Origin of the sequence: Brevibacillus sp. AG, from assembly GCF_028369215.1 — a bacterium.
Taxonomy (GTDB): domain Bacteria; phylum Bacillota; class Bacilli; order Brevibacillales; family Brevibacillaceae; genus Brevibacillus; species Brevibacillus porteri.
The window spans coordinates 596988-617027 of sequence record NZ_JAQMYO010000002.1 but is presented as its reverse complement, the minus strand read 5'-3'; the positions used below and the strand labels follow the sequence as shown (position 1 = coordinate 617027).

Annotated in this window: 24 protein-coding genes; 3 read left to right on the top strand and 21 right to left on the bottom strand. The window is 42.5% G+C overall.

The annotated features are described in order from the left end of the window. Positions 1-16: 16 nt before the first annotated feature. The 11 genes from topA to POF51_RS08135 form a co-directional block, all read right to left on the bottom strand. Positions 17-2095 (bottom strand): type I DNA topoisomerase, encoded by a 2079-nt coding sequence (gene topA / locus POF51_RS08185; RefSeq protein ID WP_069849282.1) that lies wholly within the window; start codon positions 2093-2095, stop codon positions 17-19. A 106-nt stretch (positions 2096-2201) separates the two neighbouring features. Beyond that, positions 2202-3320: a DNA-processing protein DprA gene (gene dprA / locus POF51_RS08180; RefSeq protein ID WP_271754931.1), complete on the bottom strand. Its 1119-nt coding sequence runs from the start codon at positions 3318-3320 to the stop codon at positions 2202-2204. A 134-nt stretch (positions 3321-3454) separates the two neighbouring features. Beyond that, positions 3455-4357, bottom strand: a complete 903-nt coding sequence (gene sucD, locus POF51_RS08175) for a succinate--CoA ligase subunit alpha (RefSeq protein ID WP_007719376.1) — start codon at positions 4355-4357, stop codon at positions 3455-3457. Positions 4358-4401: 44 nt separating this feature from the next. Next, complete coding sequence (sucC, locus tag POF51_RS08170) at positions 4402-5562, bottom strand: ADP-forming succinate--CoA ligase subunit beta (protein ID WP_007719385.1); 1161 nt, start codon at positions 5560-5562, stop codon at positions 4402-4404. A gap of 187 nt (positions 5563-5749) precedes the next feature. After that, entirely contained in the window at positions 5750-6805 is a 1056-nt protein-coding gene (locus tag POF51_RS08165) for a hypothetical protein (protein ID WP_069849286.1), read from the bottom strand. 36 nt (positions 6806-6841) lie between these two features. Further along, positions 6842-7735, bottom strand: a complete 894-nt coding sequence (locus POF51_RS08160; RefSeq protein ID WP_069849289.1) for an AlbA family DNA-binding domain-containing protein — start codon at positions 7733-7735, stop codon at positions 6842-6844. A gap of 84 nt (positions 7736-7819) precedes the next feature. Next, positions 7820-8158: an SCP2 sterol-binding domain-containing protein gene (locus tag POF51_RS08155; protein WP_069849291.1), complete on the bottom strand. Its 339-nt coding sequence runs from the start codon at positions 8156-8158 to the stop codon at positions 7820-7822. Between the two features lie 71 nt (positions 8159-8229). Next, positions 8230-8544 (bottom strand): YbjQ family protein, encoded by a 315-nt coding sequence (locus POF51_RS08150; protein ID WP_017249344.1) that lies wholly within the window; start codon positions 8542-8544, stop codon positions 8230-8232. 123 nt (positions 8545-8667) lie between these two features. After that, positions 8668-9480, bottom strand: a complete 813-nt coding sequence (locus tag POF51_RS08145) for a CBS domain-containing protein (protein ID WP_069849293.1) — start codon at positions 9478-9480, stop codon at positions 8668-8670. After that, on the bottom strand, positions 9477-9833 hold the full coding sequence (locus POF51_RS08140) for a hypothetical protein (protein ID WP_017249346.1): 357 nt from the start codon (positions 9831-9833) through the stop codon (positions 9477-9479). Before POF51_RS08140 ends, POF51_RS08145 begins: the two co-directional genes overlap by 4 nt. Positions 9834-9862: 29 nt before the next feature. Continuing rightward, complete coding sequence (locus tag POF51_RS08135) at positions 9863-10585, bottom strand: EAL domain-containing protein (protein WP_017249347.1); 723 nt, start codon at positions 10583-10585, stop codon at positions 9863-9865. 494 nt (positions 10586-11079) lie between these two features. On the opposite strand from POF51_RS08135, the gene POF51_RS08130 reads away from it, so the two are divergent. Beyond that, on the top strand, positions 11080-11388 hold the full coding sequence (locus tag POF51_RS08130; protein WP_069849295.1) for a protease inhibitor I42 family protein: 309 nt from the start codon (positions 11080-11082) through the stop codon (positions 11386-11388). Positions 11389-11935: 547 nt separating this feature from the next. On the opposite strand, the gene POF51_RS08125 is transcribed toward POF51_RS08130, so the two are convergent. Then, entirely contained in the window at positions 11936-12448 is a 513-nt protein-coding gene (locus tag POF51_RS08125; protein ID WP_271755094.1) for an ATP-binding protein, read from the bottom strand. Here POF51_RS08125 and POF51_RS08120 point away from each other — a divergent pair. Continuing rightward, a complete protein-coding gene (locus tag POF51_RS08120; RefSeq protein ID WP_271754921.1) occupies positions 12376-12885 on the top strand; it encodes a helix-turn-helix domain-containing protein in 510 nt (169 codons plus the stop codon). The genes POF51_RS08125 and POF51_RS08120 overlap by 73 nt on opposite strands. 238 nt (positions 12886-13123) lie before the next feature. Further along, positions 13124-14005 carry an ankyrin repeat domain-containing protein gene (locus tag POF51_RS08115; RefSeq protein WP_271754919.1) on the top strand — a complete coding sequence of 294 codons (882 nt, stop codon included), beginning with the start codon at positions 13124-13126 and terminating at the stop codon, positions 14003-14005. Positions 14006-14231: 226 nt separating this feature from the next. On the opposite strand, the gene POF51_RS08110 is transcribed toward POF51_RS08115, so the two are convergent. The 9 genes from POF51_RS08110 to POF51_RS08070 all read right to left on the bottom strand — a co-directional run bounded on the left by POF51_RS08110 (position 14232) and on the right by POF51_RS08070 (position 19941). After that, positions 14232-14906, bottom strand: a complete 675-nt coding sequence (locus POF51_RS08110) for an SOS response-associated peptidase (RefSeq protein WP_271755092.1) — start codon at positions 14904-14906, stop codon at positions 14232-14234. 214 nt (positions 14907-15120) lie between these two features. Then, complete coding sequence (locus POF51_RS08105; protein WP_271754917.1) at positions 15121-16092, bottom strand: thermonuclease family protein; 972 nt, start codon at positions 16090-16092, stop codon at positions 15121-15123. Positions 16093-16126: 34 nt separating this feature from the next. Beyond that, positions 16127-16843 (bottom strand): restriction endonuclease, encoded by a 717-nt coding sequence (locus POF51_RS08100; RefSeq protein WP_271754915.1) that lies wholly within the window; start codon positions 16841-16843, stop codon positions 16127-16129. A gap of 156 nt (positions 16844-16999) precedes the next feature. Continuing rightward, complete coding sequence (locus POF51_RS08095; RefSeq protein WP_271754913.1) at positions 17000-17371, bottom strand: hypothetical protein; 372 nt, start codon at positions 17369-17371, stop codon at positions 17000-17002. A 6-nt stretch (positions 17372-17377) separates the two neighbouring features. Beyond that, entirely contained in the window at positions 17378-17647 is a 270-nt protein-coding gene (locus tag POF51_RS08090) for a hypothetical protein (RefSeq protein ID WP_271754911.1), read from the bottom strand. After that, positions 17631-17813: a hypothetical protein gene (locus POF51_RS08085; RefSeq protein WP_271754909.1), complete on the bottom strand. Its 183-nt coding sequence runs from the start codon at positions 17811-17813 to the stop codon at positions 17631-17633. The genes POF51_RS08090 and POF51_RS08085 overlap by 17 nt, the downstream gene beginning before the upstream one ends. A gap of 72 nt (positions 17814-17885) precedes the next feature. Continuing rightward, a complete protein-coding gene (locus POF51_RS08080) occupies positions 17886-18284 on the bottom strand; it encodes a (deoxy)nucleoside triphosphate pyrophosphohydrolase (protein WP_271754907.1) in 399 nt (132 codons plus the stop codon). After that, on the bottom strand, positions 18271-19113 hold the full coding sequence (locus POF51_RS08075; protein WP_271754904.1) for an HNH endonuclease: 843 nt from the start codon (positions 19111-19113) through the stop codon (positions 18271-18273). The genes POF51_RS08080 and POF51_RS08075 overlap by 14 nt, the downstream gene beginning before the upstream one ends. 261 nt (positions 19114-19374) lie before the next feature. After that, positions 19375-19941, bottom strand: a complete 567-nt coding sequence (locus POF51_RS08070; protein WP_271754902.1) for an N-acetylmuramoyl-L-alanine amidase family protein — start codon at positions 19939-19941, stop codon at positions 19375-19377. Between the last annotated feature and the right edge of the window lie 99 nt (positions 19942-20040).

Sequence of the window (20040 nt, the reverse complement as noted above, 5' to 3'; positions counted from 1 at the left end):
AATCGAATCAGGCTGCTTAGGAGTCTGCCTCTTCTTGATAATCACACTTGGTGCAAATAATGCTAACTCCTTGCTTCTTGCGCTTTTTCTCCACGAGCATGCTGGAGCATTTTGGACAAGGTCTGGCAATCGGTTTGTCCCACGATACAAAATCGCATTCCGGGTATTGATTGCAGCCATAAAAAATACGACTCTTCTTAGATTTACGTTCGATAATCTCTCCGGTTTCACACTGCGGACACTTTACGCCGATTTCTTTTACAATCGGCTTCGTATTACGGCAATCCGGGAATCCGGAACAAGCTAAAAACTTGCCAAATCGACCAAGCTTATATACCATCACACGACCGCAAAGCTCGCATGATTCATCCGACTCTTCGACTTTCAGCTCTACTTCTTTCATCTCTTCTTCTGCAACAACTACGCGCTTTGCAAAGTCGTGATAAAAATCGTCCAGCACCTGCACCCAATTGGTGGTCCCTGCTTCGATATTATCCAAACCCGATTCCATATGCGCAGTGAATTCTACGTTGAGAATCTCCGGGAAAAACTCTTCAACAAGCGTGATCACAATCTCGCCTAATTCAGTCGGAACAAATCGTTTCTCCTCTAACGCCACATAGCCCCGCTTTTGAATGGTCTCTAATGTAGGCGCATAGGTAGATGGACGTCCAATCCCCATCTCTTCCAATGATTTAAGCATGCGCGCTTCAGAGAATCGAGGTGGTGGCTGTGTAAAGTGCTGACTCGGCTCGATTTCTTTTTGTTCGAGGATTTGTCCTTCTTCAATCGGCGGAAGGAAGCTTTCTTCTTCTGCACCATCATCGTTTCCTTCAATATATACCTTCATAAATCCAGGAAACTTCACTTTGGATCCTGTTGCTCTGAAGGTAACTCCACCTGCGTCAATATCTACGCTCATCGTATCAAGAACAGCAGATGACATTTGACTGGCAAGGAAACGCTCCCAGATCAATCGATACAAGCGAAGCTGATCTCTCGACAAGTATTCCTTGATTTCATCCGGTGTACGCATTACACCTGTTGGACGAATCGCTTCGTGAGCATCTTGAGCATTTTCGTTTTTCGCCTGATTGCGTGGCTCAGTTAACACATAGTCTGAACCATATTTCTCAAGTATGTATTCTCTTGCTTCGTTCTGTGCAGTCGCAGATAGGCGAGTAGAGTCTGTACGCATATAGGTAATCAAACCAACTGCGCCTTCTTTATTGCCAACGTCGATCCCCTCATAGAGCTCTTGAGCAATTCGCATGGTCTTAGAAGTGCGGAAGTTTAGCTTACGAGCTGCCTCTTGCTGCAAAGAACTCGTGATAAAAGGAGGTGCAGGATTGCGCTTACGCTCTCGCTTGGTTACCTTTTGTACCACGTATGGTTTGTTCTTCATTCGTTTCAATACCGCTGCTACATCATCTTCCGAATGAAGCTCCACCTTTTCATCGCCATAACCATAGAACTTAGCGTTAATTTCTTTTCCGCCGCTGATCAATGTACTCGCAATCGTCCAATACTCTTCTGGAATAAACTCTTGGATCTCCCGTTCACGATCCATGATAAGCTTTACCGCAACCGATTGAACACGTCCGGCACTCAAGCCTTTTCGAACCTTTTTCCATAGAATTGGACTGATATTGTAGCCCACGAGTCTGTCGAGAATGCGACGTGCCTGTTGAGCATTTACCAAGTCCATGTTTATGTGTCGTGGATGCTTGAACGCTTCTTTGATGGCATCTTTGGTAATCTCATTAAATACCACACGAAGCGGTTGATTCAAATCGAGCCCAAGGTATTGTGCCAAATGCCAAGCAATTGCCTCCCCTTCGCGATCCGGGTCGGCTGCGAGATATACTTTTTTTACTTTTTTAGCGGCATCTTTTAAGCCCTTCAATACATCGCCTTTGCCGCGAATGGTTATGTATTTGGGTTCAAAATTACGCGTAACGTCTACACCCATTTGACTTTTCGGCAAATCACGTACATGCCCGATAGACGCTTTCACGATATATTTACTACCCAGGTATTTTCCAATGGTCTTGGCCTTCGTAGGGGATTCTACGATTACTAGCGTATCAGCCATTTTTTTCCTCCCCTTTTAGTAAGGAATCTTCCCTATTATTAAATACCCTTATCCGGTTTGTCAAACACTTGTACGTCTAGACATTACCAAATATCTGGAAAAAATGCTATCGACGAGCAAAATAACCGCCCGGAAGTGCGACGATGGCCCCTTTTGCTTCCAAACGAATCACCAGCTGATGTAGCATCCTGCGCTGATCTTTTTCTAAACTGCTCATTAACTCATCCAAATGAATGCCATCATATGTTACGGCTTCTACAATCGCTTTTTCTTCATTAGATAAGGGAATAACCTCGGTTGCCTTTCTGTTTTCGGCCTGCTGCTTCCGTACAGCTTCTGGAAGATGATGCTTGATTTCCTCCCAAATATCGTTACTGCACGTTACTAGCTTTGCACCTTGTTTGATCAAGTTATGCGGCCCCGCACTCATCAATGAAAAAATCGGGCCAGGAATTGCAAAAACTTCCTTGCCCTGCTCAAGTGCACAGTCTGCCGTAATCAAGGATCCACTTTTTTCTGCTGCTTCCACCACTAATATACCGATAGAAAGTCCACTTATGATACGATTTCGCTCTGGAAATAATCCAGATATAGGTGGAATATGTGGAGGATATTCACTGAGGAGTAGGCCAAAAGATTCAATTTCGCGATAAAGTTCTCGATGCCGAGAAGGATAAACGTGATTCATTCCACACCCGAGCACACCAATGGTCTTACCGCCTGCTTTCAACGTAGCTTGGTGAGCTTCCGCATCAATTCCATACGCTACCCCTGAGACAATGACAAGACCTGCATGTACCAGCTCTCGGACAAAAAAGCTACAGCTCGCTCTTCCATATGGTGTCGGTTTGCGCGAACCAACGACGCCAATCGACAATTTCTCCAATAATGTGTGATCACCACGATAAAACAGTGTCCATGGAGAATCCGGGATATTGCGGAGCGAAACAGGATAAGCATCGTCAAAAGGACATAAGAAGCGTGTTCTCTCTTCTTCACGCCTTTCCAATAGTGCCATAGCTGAAGCTTCATTGCTTTGCTTGTCAACCTGCCCAGTGATCAAGGAAGTCAATCTGAGCTCATGTGCCAGTTCGTGCCAATTTTCGATGGCCACCTGAAAAGAACCAGTGATTTCAAAGATTTCTCGGATTTTCTTTCTTCCCAAACCCGCTATCATCGTTAACACATACAGCCAGTCTCTCTCGTCGAGCTTCGCCTTTCCCATTCCGAAATCCTCCTTCATCCCGATCGCTATTGTCACAGTTGACGGTTTTGAAAGTTATTCTATCGAAAGAAAGAGGCTGCTTCAAAAATAAAAAAGTGGACAAGCCTAAGCCTGTCCACTTCTGTCTTCTATGCTTACTTGCCCATTACTTTCTCGAGCATACCGCGCTCTTTCAGCAATTCAACAAGTGTTTCACCGATAACTGCAGGTGTTTTCGCTACGCGAATACCACATTCTTCGAGCTTCGCGATTTTCTCAGCAGCTGTACCTTTACCACCGGAGATGATCGCACCAGCGTGGCCCATACGTTTTCCTTCAGGAGCAGTTTGTCCGCCGATGAAGCCTACAACTGGTTTTTTCATGTTAGCAGCGATCCACTCAGCTGCTTCTTCTTCTGCAGTACCACCGATTTCACCCAGCATGATAACTGCTTCGGTACCTGGATCTTCGTTGAACATTTTCAGTACATCGATGAACTCCATACCTTTTACTGGGTCTCCACCGATACCTACAGCTGTGGATTGACCCAGGCCGCGAGTAGAAGTTTGGTGAACTGCTTCATAAGTCAAGGTACCAGAGCGAGATACGATACCTACTTTACCTGGAACGTGGATGTAACCAGGCATGATACCGATTTTGCACTCACCTGGAGTGATTACGCCAGGGCAGTTAGGACCTACGAGAAGGGTTTTCTTACCTTCCATGTAGCGCTTAACTTTTACCATGTCCAGAACTGGGATACCTTCTGTGATGCAGATTACCAGATCCAGTTCAGCGTCAACTGCTTCCATGATCGCATCAGCAGCGAAAGGAGGAGCAACGTAGATAACGGATGCAGTAGCACCAGTTGCTTCAACTGCTTCTTTCACTGTGTTGAAAATTGGAATACCGTCAACTTCGGTTCCACCTTTACCAGGTGTTACACCGCCCACCATTTGTGTACCGTATTCAACGGCTCCGCGAGTGTGGAACAGACCAGTTGCACCCGTAATCCCTTGCGTAATTACTTTTGTATTTTTATTAACGAGAATACTCATCGCGTAATTTTCCCACCTTTTTTAACGTATCTACTCGAGATAACTTACTTTACCAAGGATACGATTTTCTCAGCACCATCAGCCATAGATTCTGCAGCTACGATGTTCAAACCGGACTCATTGAGGATTTTCTTACCCAAATCTACGTTTGTACCTTCGAGACGTACAACGAGAGGTTTGTCCAATTTGATTTGTTTTGCTGCATTTACTACGCCGTTTGCGATAACGTCGCATTTCATGATGCCGCCGAAGATGTTGACGAAAATACCTTTTACTTTTTCGTCACGGAGAATAATTTTAAACGCTTCTGTTACTTTCTCTTCAGTAGCTCCGCCACCAACGTCAAGGAAGTTAGCAGGATCTCCACCGTAGAATTTCACGATGTCCATTGTTGCCATCGCCAGACCTGCACCGTTTACCATGCAACCGATGTTACCATCAAGTGCGATGTAGGACAGATCGAACTTGGAAGCTTCGATTTCTTTCTCATCTTCTTCATCCAGATCGCGCAGAGCTACGATGTCAGGGTGACGATAGAGAGCGTTGCTGTCGAAGTTCAGTTTCGCATCCAGTGCCATTACTTCACCGTCGCCAGTTACAACCAGTGGGTTGATTTCAGCGATAGAAGCATCTTTATCAACAAAAGCTTGGTACAAGCTCATCATGAACTTGGCAGCTTTGTTAATCAATTCTTTTGGAATGTTGATTGCGTAAGCCAGGCGACGAGCTTGGAAGCCATTCAGACCTGTTACTGGATCAACTACTTCTTTGAAGATTTTTTCTGGATTGTTTGCTGCTACTTCCTCGATGTCCATACCGCCCTCTTCGGAAGCCATCATTACAACGCTTCCAGTAGCACGGTCAACAACTACACCAACGTAGTATTCTTTCTTGATGTCGCAGCCTTGCTCGATCAGAAGGCGCTTAACTTCTTTACCTTCTGGTCCTGTTTGATGAGTAACCAGTACTTTGCCAAGAATTTCGCTGGCATATGTACGAACTTCATCAAGATTTTTTGCAACCTTTACACCGCCAGCCTTACCACGGCCACCAGCGTGAATTTGCGCTTTTACTACGTTTACTTGGGTGCCCAGTTCTTTCGCTGCTTCAACAGCTTCTTCCACTGTGAAAGCTACGCGTCCTTCAGGAACTTTTACACCGTACTGCTTAAGTATCTCTTTACCTTGATACTCATGAATGTTCATTCTCCATCCTCCTATGGCAGATAAAGATCGGCAGGCTTTTAGACCGGTTCAAAGACGTCTGTCTTTTTCCGGTCATAACCTCCACTATCAGTGCAACGTAACTATTCTACGACAAAAACTGCAAAAGTGGTAGTAATATGTTCTTTTTTATCGTGACCAGAAGTGCGAAACTTCATGAGGATATTCCTCATTTTCGTAGAGATTGAAACAATTTCCACTCGTTTTCAGCGAGTTCATCGTGATTGTACCAAGTTTGGTCGTACTTAAAGTAACCTGGATATAGTTCAATTCTCAGTTCTGTATCATTCACAAAAAAATGAAGTTCGTATTGTTTTGAGCCCGGATCTTTCGGTGGAACATTTAGTGGATCTCCATTTTTTAGCAATCGGACGGATTGATGAGCAATTCCTTGCTCGATCGTCGTTTGGGTGACATCCAACTCTGTGTCTTGGACGTTCATTTCGCCATTTGCTGTGATGCGAATCTGTGTAGATTTAAATAACTGGTCGATCCTGTCTTCCTTACGATTGCTTGGCGGCATCCATTCCGTTAACCGCGAAAAGAGGCTACCCTCTACGCGAAAGAAAAACGTTTCTCTCCCAAAGGGAACCGCAATCAGCGTCGGCGTCAAAATGGCCACTTCGACAGGTTTGTCAGCAGAATTTATTCTCATCCGATAGTTCGGATAGAGTGGATACTGCTTGCTACGACTGTCCAGCTCTGGTATAGCCGATTCCATTACTTTCCTGATGTATCCTGCTTCTGATTCGTTCAACACGCGAGCTTGACCAAGGTCCTCTGCCGCTAAACGCACACTTTGAATTTTTTGTGAGAGCACGCCTTTGCCAGTTAACTTGTTTACCCACTGATAAAAATAGCTGGCACCCGCTCCACGATACGTGTGTCCTCCAAACTCACTTGCCGACTCCCCCACTGTTACGACAAGTGGAGCCTGCTGTGTTCGGTAGAGGACAAGTGTAAAACGTACATCCTCTTGCTTTAAAGGCTCGGATGATATTTGTAAATCTTGACCCTGTCCGGACAGCTCTTGCAAAAACAAGCGCGAGTCCAATAATACTTCCTGTCCATCCGTTGACATCACCGTTACTTTTTCAACCGTACCAAGCTCTGTCTCGATATGATCTTTCATGTCATCAGATACCTTACCAGACTGTGCACAGCCAGTGACAAACAAGGTACTCACCATCATAACCAGTAGACACGTACGTAAAGACGATATCACGCAGTAACCCCCCTCGTGTATTCCTGTAAGATAACGCTACAGAAGTCCCAATCGACGGCTGATCTCACTGCCAAGCTTTCGTTTCACGTAAATTTCACCAATTTGGTGCGGATCTTTCACGATAACGGAGCGATTGTTCGTACGAATCACCACGTACTTTTCATTGTTTTTGTCCAAACCACAAATCAAATCAGATGAGGCTTCAACAAAGATAGCTACCACTGTTTTCCCATCTATTTTTTTCAACGAAATTTTTGGGAATGGGGTCACAAACGGTGACGTCTTATCTTGGATGTATTGCGTAATGGCAAGAATGTATTTGTCCGGGTCTCCATACTGCTCGATCTCATGATCAATCCCACACACTGTTCCCTCATCGGTAATGCCTAAAAATAAATTCCCGTTGTTTGAATTCGCAAACGCCACAATAGACTTAATAATTCCCGTCTTCGAATAAAGAAAGTCGCGTTTGAATTCAATCATGTCGTTCTCACCAAGTTTTGTTGCTGTTACGGGATCATCGATTCGGCCTAAATAGCGAAAGCGACTGATTGCCCCTAAGCGATAGACGTATTCTTCAAATATATCAGCAGGCAGAGAAAGGTCTTCTATGCTTGCATCTGTGTTTTGCCACAATTTATATATTTGCGGAGCAAAGCACATGTCAAACAATACGTTCCCACCGAGCGAGCGTATGTTCATACCGATGGAAGCAGGCATGATCTTCCCCGGCTGATAAGGGGCATCTGTTTCTACATCCAATACTCCTGAATGAATTAAATAATCGAAATAATGACGCGGTAATTGTGCATGATGCTTTAATAACTGACGTTCTGGCTTGGGTCGTCTGATTTCTTGATAAAAATCAAAACGCACAGATTGTTCTTCCAGTTGGCTTACACTCGCAATCAATGAACAAATATGGCGCATGTTTCCCCTCGTTTTGTGTTAGAGTAGGTGTCATTGTTTGGTCATATTTTAACGCAACGTTTAAAGTATTGACTAGTTTTTTCGTTATTTTTGTGTTTGATAGTGATGTAAGATTGTTTGCAATTTAAATGAAAGTCCCATTTCTCCACTTATTTTCAGCTTACCCGTTACAAAAGCAACAGTGGGATTCAAGCGTCCCTCTATGAGCTTAATAAAATCTTTGTCAGATAACTCCAGCTTGCAGCCTGCTTCCCTGGTCACCCCCAGCTTGTAGTCCGCCTGATTATCGGTAAAAACAATCTCGTAGGTGCCCCCCTCTTCTCCACTTAGGACAAAATGATAAACCGCATGTAATCCAGTGATCCCTTGTGGTTGGTCATTTATTCTATTCGATAAATCCTGAAGAGTTTTTTGTACTTGCATGCTCACTTCTCCTTGCTCGCTATGTATTACGACCGCTTTCGGTAAAAAAAGAAAGCCGGGTGTTTACCGGCTTACTTCACACGGACAGCTGTGCCTGTGGCAATAACCATCATCATACCTTCTCGCAATGTTTCGAAGTCGAGATCAACCCCAATCACTGCATTTGCACCTAATACCCGTGCTTTTTCTTTCATTTCACGCAAGGCCAGTTCACGACCTTCTGCGAGCTTGCTCTCATACGAGCCACTTCTGCCTCCGATGATGTCCGTAATCCCTGCGAGAAAGTCACGGACTACGTTTGCACCCATGATTACCTCTCCACTGACGATATCCAGATACTCTTCCACTTCTTTTCCTTGGATCATGCTGGTAGTAGTTACAATCATGTCATTGCCTCCTCATATCGATCTATTCACACTATATATTACGTACCATAAAATAATTGGTTGCAATGAAAGATCTTAGCCTGTCCAAAAGTGTATGCGCATTGTTGGTAAACTATACTTTTCCTATCCGACCGTGGAAGAAAGTGATTTGGATAATTTGGCAGCTGAAGAGCCTAAACTTGCTTCAGCGATTAATTCCCGCCAGGATCTGGCGAAGAAGTCTGGTGTATTGTACCCGTTCACATGACCAACAGCTGCAGATACGAAGACATCCAGAACGTTGGTTGGACGTGTAATAAGCGTAATGTATTCCTGAATCTGTTCATCGGAAATCGTAGAGATCAAAACAAACTCGTCCCCTGCATAACGACATAAGTAATCACCCTGTTCTTCAGCCAAAGAAGAGAGGACCGAAGAATAGGTGCGAATGACATCATCTCCGAAGGGATGTCCATGCAGCTTATTAATTCGGCCAAAGTCGTTCAAATCGATAAAAAGCAAATGGAAAGGTTTTCGCTCCTTTAAAAAATTTTCCCCAATAAACTGGATGTATGGAGCGCGATACAAACCCGATAATGGGTCTCGATATTCTGCTATTTTCATCTCTACGATTTCTTTTGTGATGAGTCCGATCAGTTGATCCTCTTGTTTGACCAAAGCAAGCCCATTTTGTTCTTGATGAAGCGCGTGATAAGCCTCCCATACATTGTGATTGGCTGACAGATAGAACGGCTGACTACTCATGGCATCGGCAACGATTCGGTTTGGATGAGCTGACAAAACATCTCTCGTCGTAACCATTCCCAGTACCTCTCCGTGATCCATGACAACTAACGAATCAACATGAGATTCGTTCATTCGCTCCGCCGCATAAGAGACACTTTTGTCAGAGGTGATGGTACAAATCATCGTCGTCATGATGTCGGAGATGTTCATAAGAGATCCACCTCTCGTTGAACAGACAATGCTATTTTCAACTCAGATCGCAGAACCATAGAGTCGCTAATCATACGCTCTGCTTCTTCCAGAATGATTTTCATCAGCAATTTTTCATCTATCATTTGCAAAAGGGTATTTCTTAACAAAACCGCCTCAATCTTTGGATGATTCATTTTCAGTAAAGTAAACTGCTCTGGTGAAAGTGCATCCGCCATTCTCCTTACAGCCTCAGGACCAATTGGCGCTTTCCGCCCGATGATCAACAGATCCTGCATCGGAGGGACTTCAAACTCGGATATTTTTAAGGAAAGCGTTGCTTTCCGAGAATATACGTTGTTATCACTAGCCATAAAAATTCCTCCAATTCTGCATTGCCCTCTTATTCGTCCGGCAAACTGCCTGGTTTACCAAACAAGTATCCCTGGCCGATTGCAACGCCCAATAAAGAAGCACAAGCAAAATCCTCTTCTTCCTCAACTCCTTCGAGAATGAGTTGAGGTGCATCTTTACAAAATTCGACAAACAATTTTACAGTCTTTTGCTTTTCTAATGAACTCGAGAGCTCTTGCGAAAAAAAACGATCAATCTTGATGTAATCAGGTGAAATATCTTCGATTTTACTGAATATATTCGCGCCATCTCCTACATCATCCAACGCAATTAAGAACCCCATCTTTTTCAATTCAGCTATGCGTCGTGTAAAAATGGGTTCGCTCCAACATTCTCCTTCCATAATCGATTCGTTGATTTCCAAAACGATTTGGTTCAAAAAGGGACGAAAGGAACGAGCGATCTTTTGAATGAAGCTAGGAAATGTGTCTTCTATGATGGTAGAAGGAAAAATGTTCACAAATAAAAGCTCGTTTTTGTGTTCGATCGACGAATGAAAAAAAGTCGAGAGCGCATAATGCAAGGAATGGGCGTCGAGTTCTGGCAGCTTTTTGTTTTCCTTTGCCAAAGAAAACAATGCCTCTGGATAGGTCCCCGCTTTACTGCGAAGTAATACTTCATACCCTATTCTACTTCTCTCAGGAAGTTGACATATGGGCTGAAATGCGTGATAGTACTCTTTTTTCTTAAATAAATCTGGAATGCTCTCCATCAATTTTCCTTTCCCTTTCCTAGCAAGTATGAACACAAAGAAAAAGCTTCTTCCAAGCGAGAGAAATTCTGCGCAACTTGGAAGTGCTGGGAAATGTACCTACATGCACGCGAGCAAAAGAGATTCCACTCTCTTTAGGATACTTCTAGTCATAACAATATCTAGGTAATAAAGATTACAAATATCATCAGGCATTTCGACAATATATGTCTTTGTCCCTACTTATTCGCCAACATCTTGCATATTCCTTTCCAGATCATACTAATTGTTTCAAATTAATTAGGAACATTGTACGTATAATAGCTATTTTCTATCGTTATATATTCGCAAAATGATAGATGTATCAGGTAATTCCACAACTTGTAAGAGAACTGAATTTCATACAATTAATGAAATTAAATTTTTTACTGCTTGTTTCGTCGTTAGCAGCTAGAAAGCTTTTTTCATATGGTATGGGAAATGGGGATCGACTTCATTCAAAGGGAGGAAGACCAGTGGTCAAGACCTCAACGAATACATTACAAGTGCAGGAAGGCCACTTGTTCACGATTACGCTAGTGGCAAATCCCTCAACCGGCTACCAGTGGGACTTGTCTAATCCGGTGGATGCTCGCTTTTTATCGTTGTATGCGAATCATTTTGTTCCTCCACCATCGCCAGCTCGTATTGGGCAAGAGGGGCATCAGGTGATGTCCTTTCAGGCTTTGCGACGGGGAATGACGTCGATTTCTTTGAAGTATTGTCGGCCTTGGGATAGTGGGGATTGCGGGGAGTTTGTGTTTTATGTTGTTACGATTGTATAGGGGTTATGTTTAAAAAGTGCTTACTGTTACTTAATTGGTAGTGGAGTGGTTAGTCTGTATGTGCTGTGTTCATTTATTAGGCACATGCAGACTAACCGATTTTTCTCGAACATTTGACTATTTGACATTTGGACAAGCGATGTCATCTATGCAGACGTGACCATGCAGAAAAGCAAACTGTGCATCGGAGCAACAAAAGTCGGGGAACAAAGGAGGAGCATGATCAGCATACTGATTCAAACTGCGCATATTGATAATCATCCAGAAAGATATGGTGTAATTTGGATGAGGTGAACAATATGGTATTCATTGCTTTATCTGCATTGTACCTTAATCCTATTCTAGCTATTTTGTTCTTTGTTAACTTTACATTTATTATGAAGAAAATTGTCAACAATAAGGATTATAGGCGAAATGCAGTTTTTGGGTCATTGCTGATCGTATGGATCTTGTTTTCCTATGGATTGCTTATTATGGCAAGGTAGTTGATTCACTGCTGAAAGAATTGATTTTTCCATTCTATCTAGCATTTTGTAATCTCATAAGTTTAAAAAAGTAGCCCTCGGTCCAAGGCTCTGTAGCGAATTGCTTCTGCTACATGTGCAGCATCTACACGGCCGGCCCCATCTAAATCTGCAATTGTCCTCGCCACTTTTACAATTCTATCGTATGCTCTTGCACTCAAATCTAATGTCTCGAAGGCAAGCTGCAGCATCTCCTGTCCTTCCTTATCCAGTTGAGCAAATTGGCGCAACTCTTCTCCATTCATCACACTGTTAAAAGGACATCCTGGACGATAGTGGTATCTTTCGCATTGGACAGCCCTCGCTTGCTCTACTCGTTGCTGTATGTCTTTTGAGGATTCCTCTGCTTTTCTGTTGTGAAGAAGTTGAACTGGTACTCTCGGCACCTCGATGTGCAGATCGATGCGGTCTAGCAAGGGACCTGAGAGCTTTGAGCGGTATTTGTAGATTTGTTGGGGAGAGCATGAGCAGGTTTGCTTCTCTCGAGTACCGAAGAATCCACAAGGGCAAGGTTGAAGATAATACCCTTGGAATATTATTTAAAAAGGAAACACCCTTTTCCCCATTTATAGACATGATAGATGATAGTCCTGGTGGCCGTCTTAGAGCAGCACGTACAGCAAAACAGATGTACTTGGTTGATCTTGCCGCTGCCACAGGATTGTGTACAAGAACAATCGGATTAGCAGAAGCTAATAAATTGAAAGTATCGCCTCCTAGCCTAAGACGACTTTCCAAAGTGCTTTGTGTATCAGTTGCTTTTCTCGGTTGTTTTGAGAAACTGCCGGAATCAACTTTAGGGGAGCGTATTATTAAAGCGCGCTTCTACTATGGGTACACAAAGAGAGAGTTTGCTGCGCTTTTAGGAATAAGTGAACGTACTCTATACGAATGGGAACATGACCGAAAGATTCCACCTCCGACTCCCTTAAATGACCTATCGAAGTATTTGGCTGTATTAATGAAGGAATAGAATAAAGCGGCCCCTTCTGAAATTTAAAGGGCCGCTTTATTTTTGCCAGTAAATCTTTTTACCTTTCTGAACTAGAATGGTACTAAACGAAAAACCGGCTTAGTAAAATCAACACGAGTTCCAGTAAACAATATTCACTGTGCCTATATAATGTTTATGTTGCTCGAATGCGTAAACAATTTAAGAAAAATATATGGTACAATCTTCCTGTCATGCTCTTTAGGAGGGAAGTCTTAAAATGTCTATGAAACTCAAACGAAGCTTATTTTTGGGAACAATTCTCTTGGTTTGCTTGTTCATATGGATAGTAGTATTTCAGACCATTACAGGTTCTGATATATTTTCAAAGTCCAGTACAAACAAACCAAAGTCTGCAGCAGAAAAAGAAGTTACTTCTCTTCCCAAACAAACTAAATCAACATCTGCTATTAATGTGAGTCAGACTGTCTCAACAAATCAGAATCCTACATCTAATCCTATCTCTGAACAAATTGACACTTCACCGAAACCAGAACAAAACTCAATCCCTGCACAGGCTCCATCCGATCCAGTCGATTCAATGAGTCCTATACAAGCTAGACAAGAGATTGGGAAGTTATCTGCTAAATTTGATTCAAAAGACTTTGTACAAGCAGCAAGAAATAAAGATATTTACTTAATGAAGTTGTTTCTTAAAGCAGGTATGGACCCAAATGTGTCTTATTATGATCCAGATCAGAATCTTACAATTCCTCTGGCCTATGCAGTATATAACGAACATATGGAAGGAGTCCGACTTCTCCTTAAACACGGAGCTGATCCTAATGCGATAGAGAGAGATGGTGGATTAACGATGCTCATGATTGCAACCGGTGAATTAGAAATAATAAAAGAATTAATAAATTCTGGAGCACAGCCTGACTTGAATTATGACAAATTTAATTCACCACTTTATCAGGCAGTAAGTTTGGGACGTACAGAGGTTGCTAAACTACTGTTAGCACACGGAGCGGACCCAAACCTCACTACTGTTGATACAGAAGATATAAATGGTGAGAGTACATTGATTCGCTTAACTCCATTAGAAAAAGCAGTTAAGATGAGGAATAAAGAGATGATCCAATTGCTGTCCAAGAATTAATTTTAGATTATTAAAGTCTCTAGGATAGCAGACTACATCTACTACAACAATAACCTGGAAGATGCTCAATGAAATGACATTCATGTTCAATATGTATATTAAGAACTAATCATTTACTACTTCAAAAGATTATGTAGCATTCTTCAAGATTCTATCCTTTGAAGTGATGGAATATACCAAATAACATGTCGAGGCACCTCCTTTAAACCAGGAAGGTGCCTCTTTTTTATAGATTAGCAATCTCTTCGATACATTCTGGTATGTCGTTTTTCGGACTGCCAACCATTGCTGGAACAGGGTAGGCTTTCATCTCTTCGTGATCATATGGTACTAGCAACGATTGTAACAAATCAGCATCGAACTTTTCACGATCAAGCCAGATTGCTTCGTCCTGTTCATTCAAGATAACAGGCATCCGGTCATGAATATCAGCCACAACTTCATTAGGCTTGGTCGTGATAATCGTACAGGAGTGCAGCTTATCTCCTTCTGGACTTGTCCAGGTATCGTATAAGCCAGCGAATGCAAACGGTTCGCCTGTCTTCATCATGATACGCATCGGCCGCTTTTCCTTACCGACCTTCTTCCATTCGTAAAAGCCATCCGCCGGGATGATGCAGCGCTTTCGGGCAAAAAGATTTTTAAATGCGGGTTTCTCCCGTAATGTCTCCGATTTCGCATTGATCATCTTGTATCCAACTTTTTCGTCTTTGGACCAGAATGGAACCAATCCCCATTTTAGCTGACCGATCCGCCGCTTACCTTGATCGGAAATAATAGCAGGGATTAATTGACCCGGTGCGATATTGTATCGTGGCTGCATATCAAAAGGTATAACCTCAATTTGAAACCTTGCATTCCACAGCTCCAAGTTTGTCACCAGCGTAAAACGTCCGCACATACGCTCACCTCTTAGTACAATCATAGCCGAATGACTACTTGGTAAACCAGCTCTAAGCAGTAGAATGAAATCAACAAATACTGGTGATCGCAGCATGCCGCTCTTTGTCCATTTCCGCATTTTGAGGCTGAATGTAAACCTAATCGCGATTCTCGCCAGTGACAATTGATTTTGATACGCCATAGAATACCTCTCAAATGAGAAGGCTTAAATCTTACTTTTCACAAGCAACTCCGTCTTTGTCACGATCTAACTTCTCTCTGTACCCAGGCTCACCTCTGTAAAGAGGAGCTGCGCCTGCTGCTTTTGCCTCACTGCAGTTAGCATAATACACTTCCTGTACTGGCTGAGGAGTTGGTTGGGGATTAGGCTGCTGCTTCGGTGAAGTTTGGGTAGCCACGGTGTTTTTACTGGGCTCCGGTTCGTTCTTTTTTACAACATCCGAATGGTACCCATCCTCTTGGGCGTAGTTCTCAATTGACCATATTCCAACTCCGGCTTTTTGGGCTTTTTCTTGAATTTTACGGTACTGTTCAACATATTTCACGTTTGGTACGTACACATACGCGACGCGTGCCAACCCCTTTTCCAGCAATTGCTCTTGAACCGATTTACCATCTACATAAATGTAGTAGAGAAGTCGTCCATATTTGTCAGGACCATTATTTACATCCTGTTCAAGCTCCACAGTCTTTTCAGTAAGGAGTTGCTTCGTGAAGTCGCTCGCTTCTTTACCAAATGGTTGTACCCCGTATTTAGGGTGCTTCGTTTCAGGAGTATCGACTAGAAGAAAACGTACAGTCTCTTCTTTGTCGTTTATTTTTACTTTGATAGTATCTCCATCCACCACTTCCAGGACCTTTGCTTGAATCCGTTGTGCATTCTGAGTAGTATTTACATCGGTAGCCGAAGCCGAAACTCCCTGCTGATCTGTGGTTGCAGTGTGAGAGGAACTAACGGCCTCTGTTTTCGGTGAATTTACTGCTGCAGATGTTACATTGGCCGATTCAGTCGTATTACTTGGACTTGGTTTATTATTGGTATCTCTACCAGCTATCCCAATGATTAATGCTAATATGGCCCATGCTACTCCTACACGCTTACCAACTTTCCCTAGTCGTTTCCAATCAACAAATACCATTATGTAAGGTAAAAAAATCCAGCCCAATATCTTTATAAGTTTCAAAATAAGTCCCCCTAATATCCAGACGTATTAGATTTTACCGAGCTACTTTAATGTTTCTGCATTTCGGATACCCTTTACAGCCATAGAATTCACCTTTTGCCCCTTTTCGCATGACCATCTGGTTACCGCATTTGTCGCAGATTTGTGTTTTCGATTGGAATTGTGCGATCACCTTTTTAGGGTCTGGTTTTGCTGTAGGATTCATCAGGAGAATCATTTCAATGAGTGCTTCGCGATTGATCAATTTTACCCCGTTAGAGGCAGCCAGCTTATAAGCAGCATCTGTGAAGTCTCTATTAGTTACTACCCACGAACCCGATGCACCATAATGTTTCATTGCCCCAACGACTTGCTGAATTGCTTCGATCCCAACGTTTTTAGAGTAGCGCTTAGCTTGGACAACTGTTTTAGTGCCATTCTTTTGCAATATCAAATCAGCTCCGAAATCTCCTGAAGCACGTGTTACTTCTGCTTTATACCCCTGCGAACGAAAAAGCAGTCCAAGGTATTGTTCGAATTGTAGGCCATCCATTTTGTCTATTTCGCGTATTCCTGATTTCCTTAATCGCTCTTCTCTCTTTGCGCTCTGAGCAATAGAAATCCAAAGAGCAGCACCCATTACAGCAGCAAAAGCAATTCCACCGATGATAAATGAATTTGTATAGTAATATGCCCCACCAAATGCAAATAAAGAAAGCAGTCCGACCAACTGGCTAATCGGGTCATCTCCCTTTTTCCTTCTTCGTGCCAAAAGTACAGTCCCCTTTCAAAAATAGTTCTTTCAGCATATTTAATTCCCTATTTTCTAACAAATGAAACAATTATACACAAATATACAAAATAACAAAAACCCACCCTTCTTTTCGAATAGGCGGGGAGGTTCGCTGCTGTAATCCTTCGGTAGATACTATGCACGCCCATTTGCCTGCTGCTTGGCGTCGTATAGATAATTGTTAAGGCGAACTTGACATTCAGCTTTTAAATGCGACACGTTATAGAGGCATTCTTCTTGTTGGCCACGGACAGTCACAACTACAGAGTATAGAAAACCATCAGTTGTCCTTTGGATATGAATTTTCCCACCCATCCTCCCAAACTGGCTCCGATATTCGTGGTGTTTTCGCTCAGCCCACATCGATACGGTATCGCGCATGGGGCGGTATGACATTTTGAGCTGATCCTGATTAAGACTTTTAGCATCAAGCGCGATCGCCTTAAAAAGCATGCCATACAAGATTGTTTCATGAAGTATATCTCGCCATTGATCTGGTTGTATCATGGTCAACTACACCCGCTCTACCTGCAGCATTTTTTCAATGGGCACCCACCATACACCATCGTCCCGAACAAGCTTGATCTTGTGCTCAATACGGTCGATATCCTTGACCACTCCCCATTCTCGACGGATGCAGTCCTCAAGCCAGCTGACGTTGATCGCAAAGTCTTTTCGAACTGAGTCGTAAATAATGACATTCATTTCAGCCAAGGCATATGAATCAACCAGTGGAAATGAGGTCATGACTTCCTCGTAGTGATGTTCATACAATAAGGTCATTTGAAGTCTCCTCCACCAATCCTGCCTCGATCAGGTCCCGAAGTATGTCAGGAGCGTATCCTGGTCTTGCCCCTGTTCGGATCTTGCTCATTATGACGAGATGACTGTTGGTTAAAACGGGAACAGCTTGGAGTTGACCATCAATCACTGCGTTGATTGTCTCCATCTTAATCATCCTTTCGCGAACGTTTGTTCCTATTTTAAACTGGTAATTAAAAAAAGAAAAGCCCCACTTTTTTTAGTGGAGCAGTAGCTGTTTCAATTTATTTACAGTTGGAATATCCGCTGGTGCCCAGTTTAATTGATCTAGATCTAACACAGAAACCCACGCAATCTTTTCATGTTCAAGGGCTATTGGGTCCCCATTAAATATTGTCGATAAAAAAGTTCTTAGGTGGACAGTAACGGTATCATACTCAAAAACCGTCTCTTCGATCATTTCACCTACTTTTATTTCACATGATAACTCTTCTTTGATTTCTCGATACAACGCCTTTTTTGGATCTTCACCTTGCTCAATCTTTCCCCCTGGAAACTCCCAGAAACCAGCTAGATTCATATTTTGAGACCGTAGCGCGCATAAAATTTGTTTGCTTTCATCCACTATAACAGCCCCTACGACTTCAATGTGTTTCATAACTGATTTCCTCCAAAGCCTTTCTCTTAAGCTTTTCTACATCATTGGCTAGATCTAGGATATGCATCTTCTTATGACAATTGGGACAAAGGGCAACTGTATTACCTGTGCTATCTTCCCCGCCTCTTGCTAGCCATTCAACATGATGTGTTTCAAGATAAGGTTCTCCATGTTTATTATTAAAGGGTGCAGGCTTTTCACATAGTTGACAGATGCCTTCGGCTCGTCTTCTTGCAAATTCAGCAACATATGGATCTCGATCGTATGTAGTTACAGTACCACTTCTTTTTGAAGATGTCTTTCTCGCATTTTTCGCTCTTTTCTTGAGATCATTAAAAGACATACGACGAGCTTTTTTTTCATGAATTTCATTGGCATGTCTGATAGTATCCTCAGAGGGTTGAAATATTTTCTCTGGACCAACCAAAGTCACAGGAAATACCCATACTTTGCGCATATTTCCTTCGTCATCTGGTTGGTTTTCCTGATAAGGATCACCTACTAGCTGAACTCGTCCGCGAAAGGTGTACTCTTTATCTTTAAACACTTCACAAAGGTATACTTCGACCCCGTTAGTATTAGACTCATTTAGGGTTTTGTTCTGCGTATGTGTTAGGCTTTGATCGCCTCGCCTACCCATTCCCGTATAGTGCAGCACGTCATCTATCCATCGATCGTCATAGAGGGATTCAATGTGATTTGAGACGATAATTAATGAGTTCGTTCGTAGTGCTCTTCTCATTCCACCTTGTGGAGCGCATTTAAATATTTCACATAACACCTCATTATTTATTACGTCTCCAGGATTTAGTCTATGCCAATTTGTCAATTTGTTCCCCCCAATGCTATATGTAGGTCTTCTCTGAAATTAGAACATGAATGGCTAGAATTACATAAACCAAAATTACACATTTATGAAAATTGTATCATCTCATAAAAAAAATTAAAGCCCTTCCCCAGATTTCTTCTCCCAAGGAGGGCTATTGATTCAACACTTAGAACGGAGAACATTGCTCATTACCTAATACACCTGTTATGAATATAAAAAAAAGTGAAGTAACCCGAAGGGCAACTTCACTTTTTTTGATTATTATTCAATTTCTCGGAAGTAGTCATAAAATCCAGCCACAATCGCGAATGCTGCACGCTCAACTTCCTCATCGTCATCATACCAGGATTGGTTGATCTTTCCGGTTTCGATTAGTGCTTTTGCTCCAGCAACCTTTGTATCTCTCAATATTGCAAGGTCAGCTTCCCCATACCCTGTGTTAGCCATAAAGGTTCCATACTTTCTTGCAAGATTTTGAGCCAAAATCTTAGATGCTTTTCCTTTCTCGGGATAAAGCACACCAACTCGACTGACCAACCGATCAGTATTTACATGAATACTAAGCAATACATCAATACCCTTACCGGCGTATTTCTTATTGATGTATTTTACTCGCTCATTGACATCTTCGTCCCGACTCTCACCACCAAAATCCTTATCACGAGTACGCGTCATATAAACTGTTGCGCCTTCTTCTTCAAGAAGGTTTTCAAGAACTTTACTAATCTTCAGAGTAACATCTTTTTCTTGTCGATCTTTATGTGTCTTACCTGGATGAGCGCCGCCATGTCCTGGGTCAAGAAGAATCTTTTTACCTTTTAAATCCATTGTGATTCCACCTTTAAATTTGGTAAGGTATTCTGGCCAGAATTTCCTTTCAATATAGAAAGTGAAAATACTGATCAAAAATACAACCCTAGTAGAACA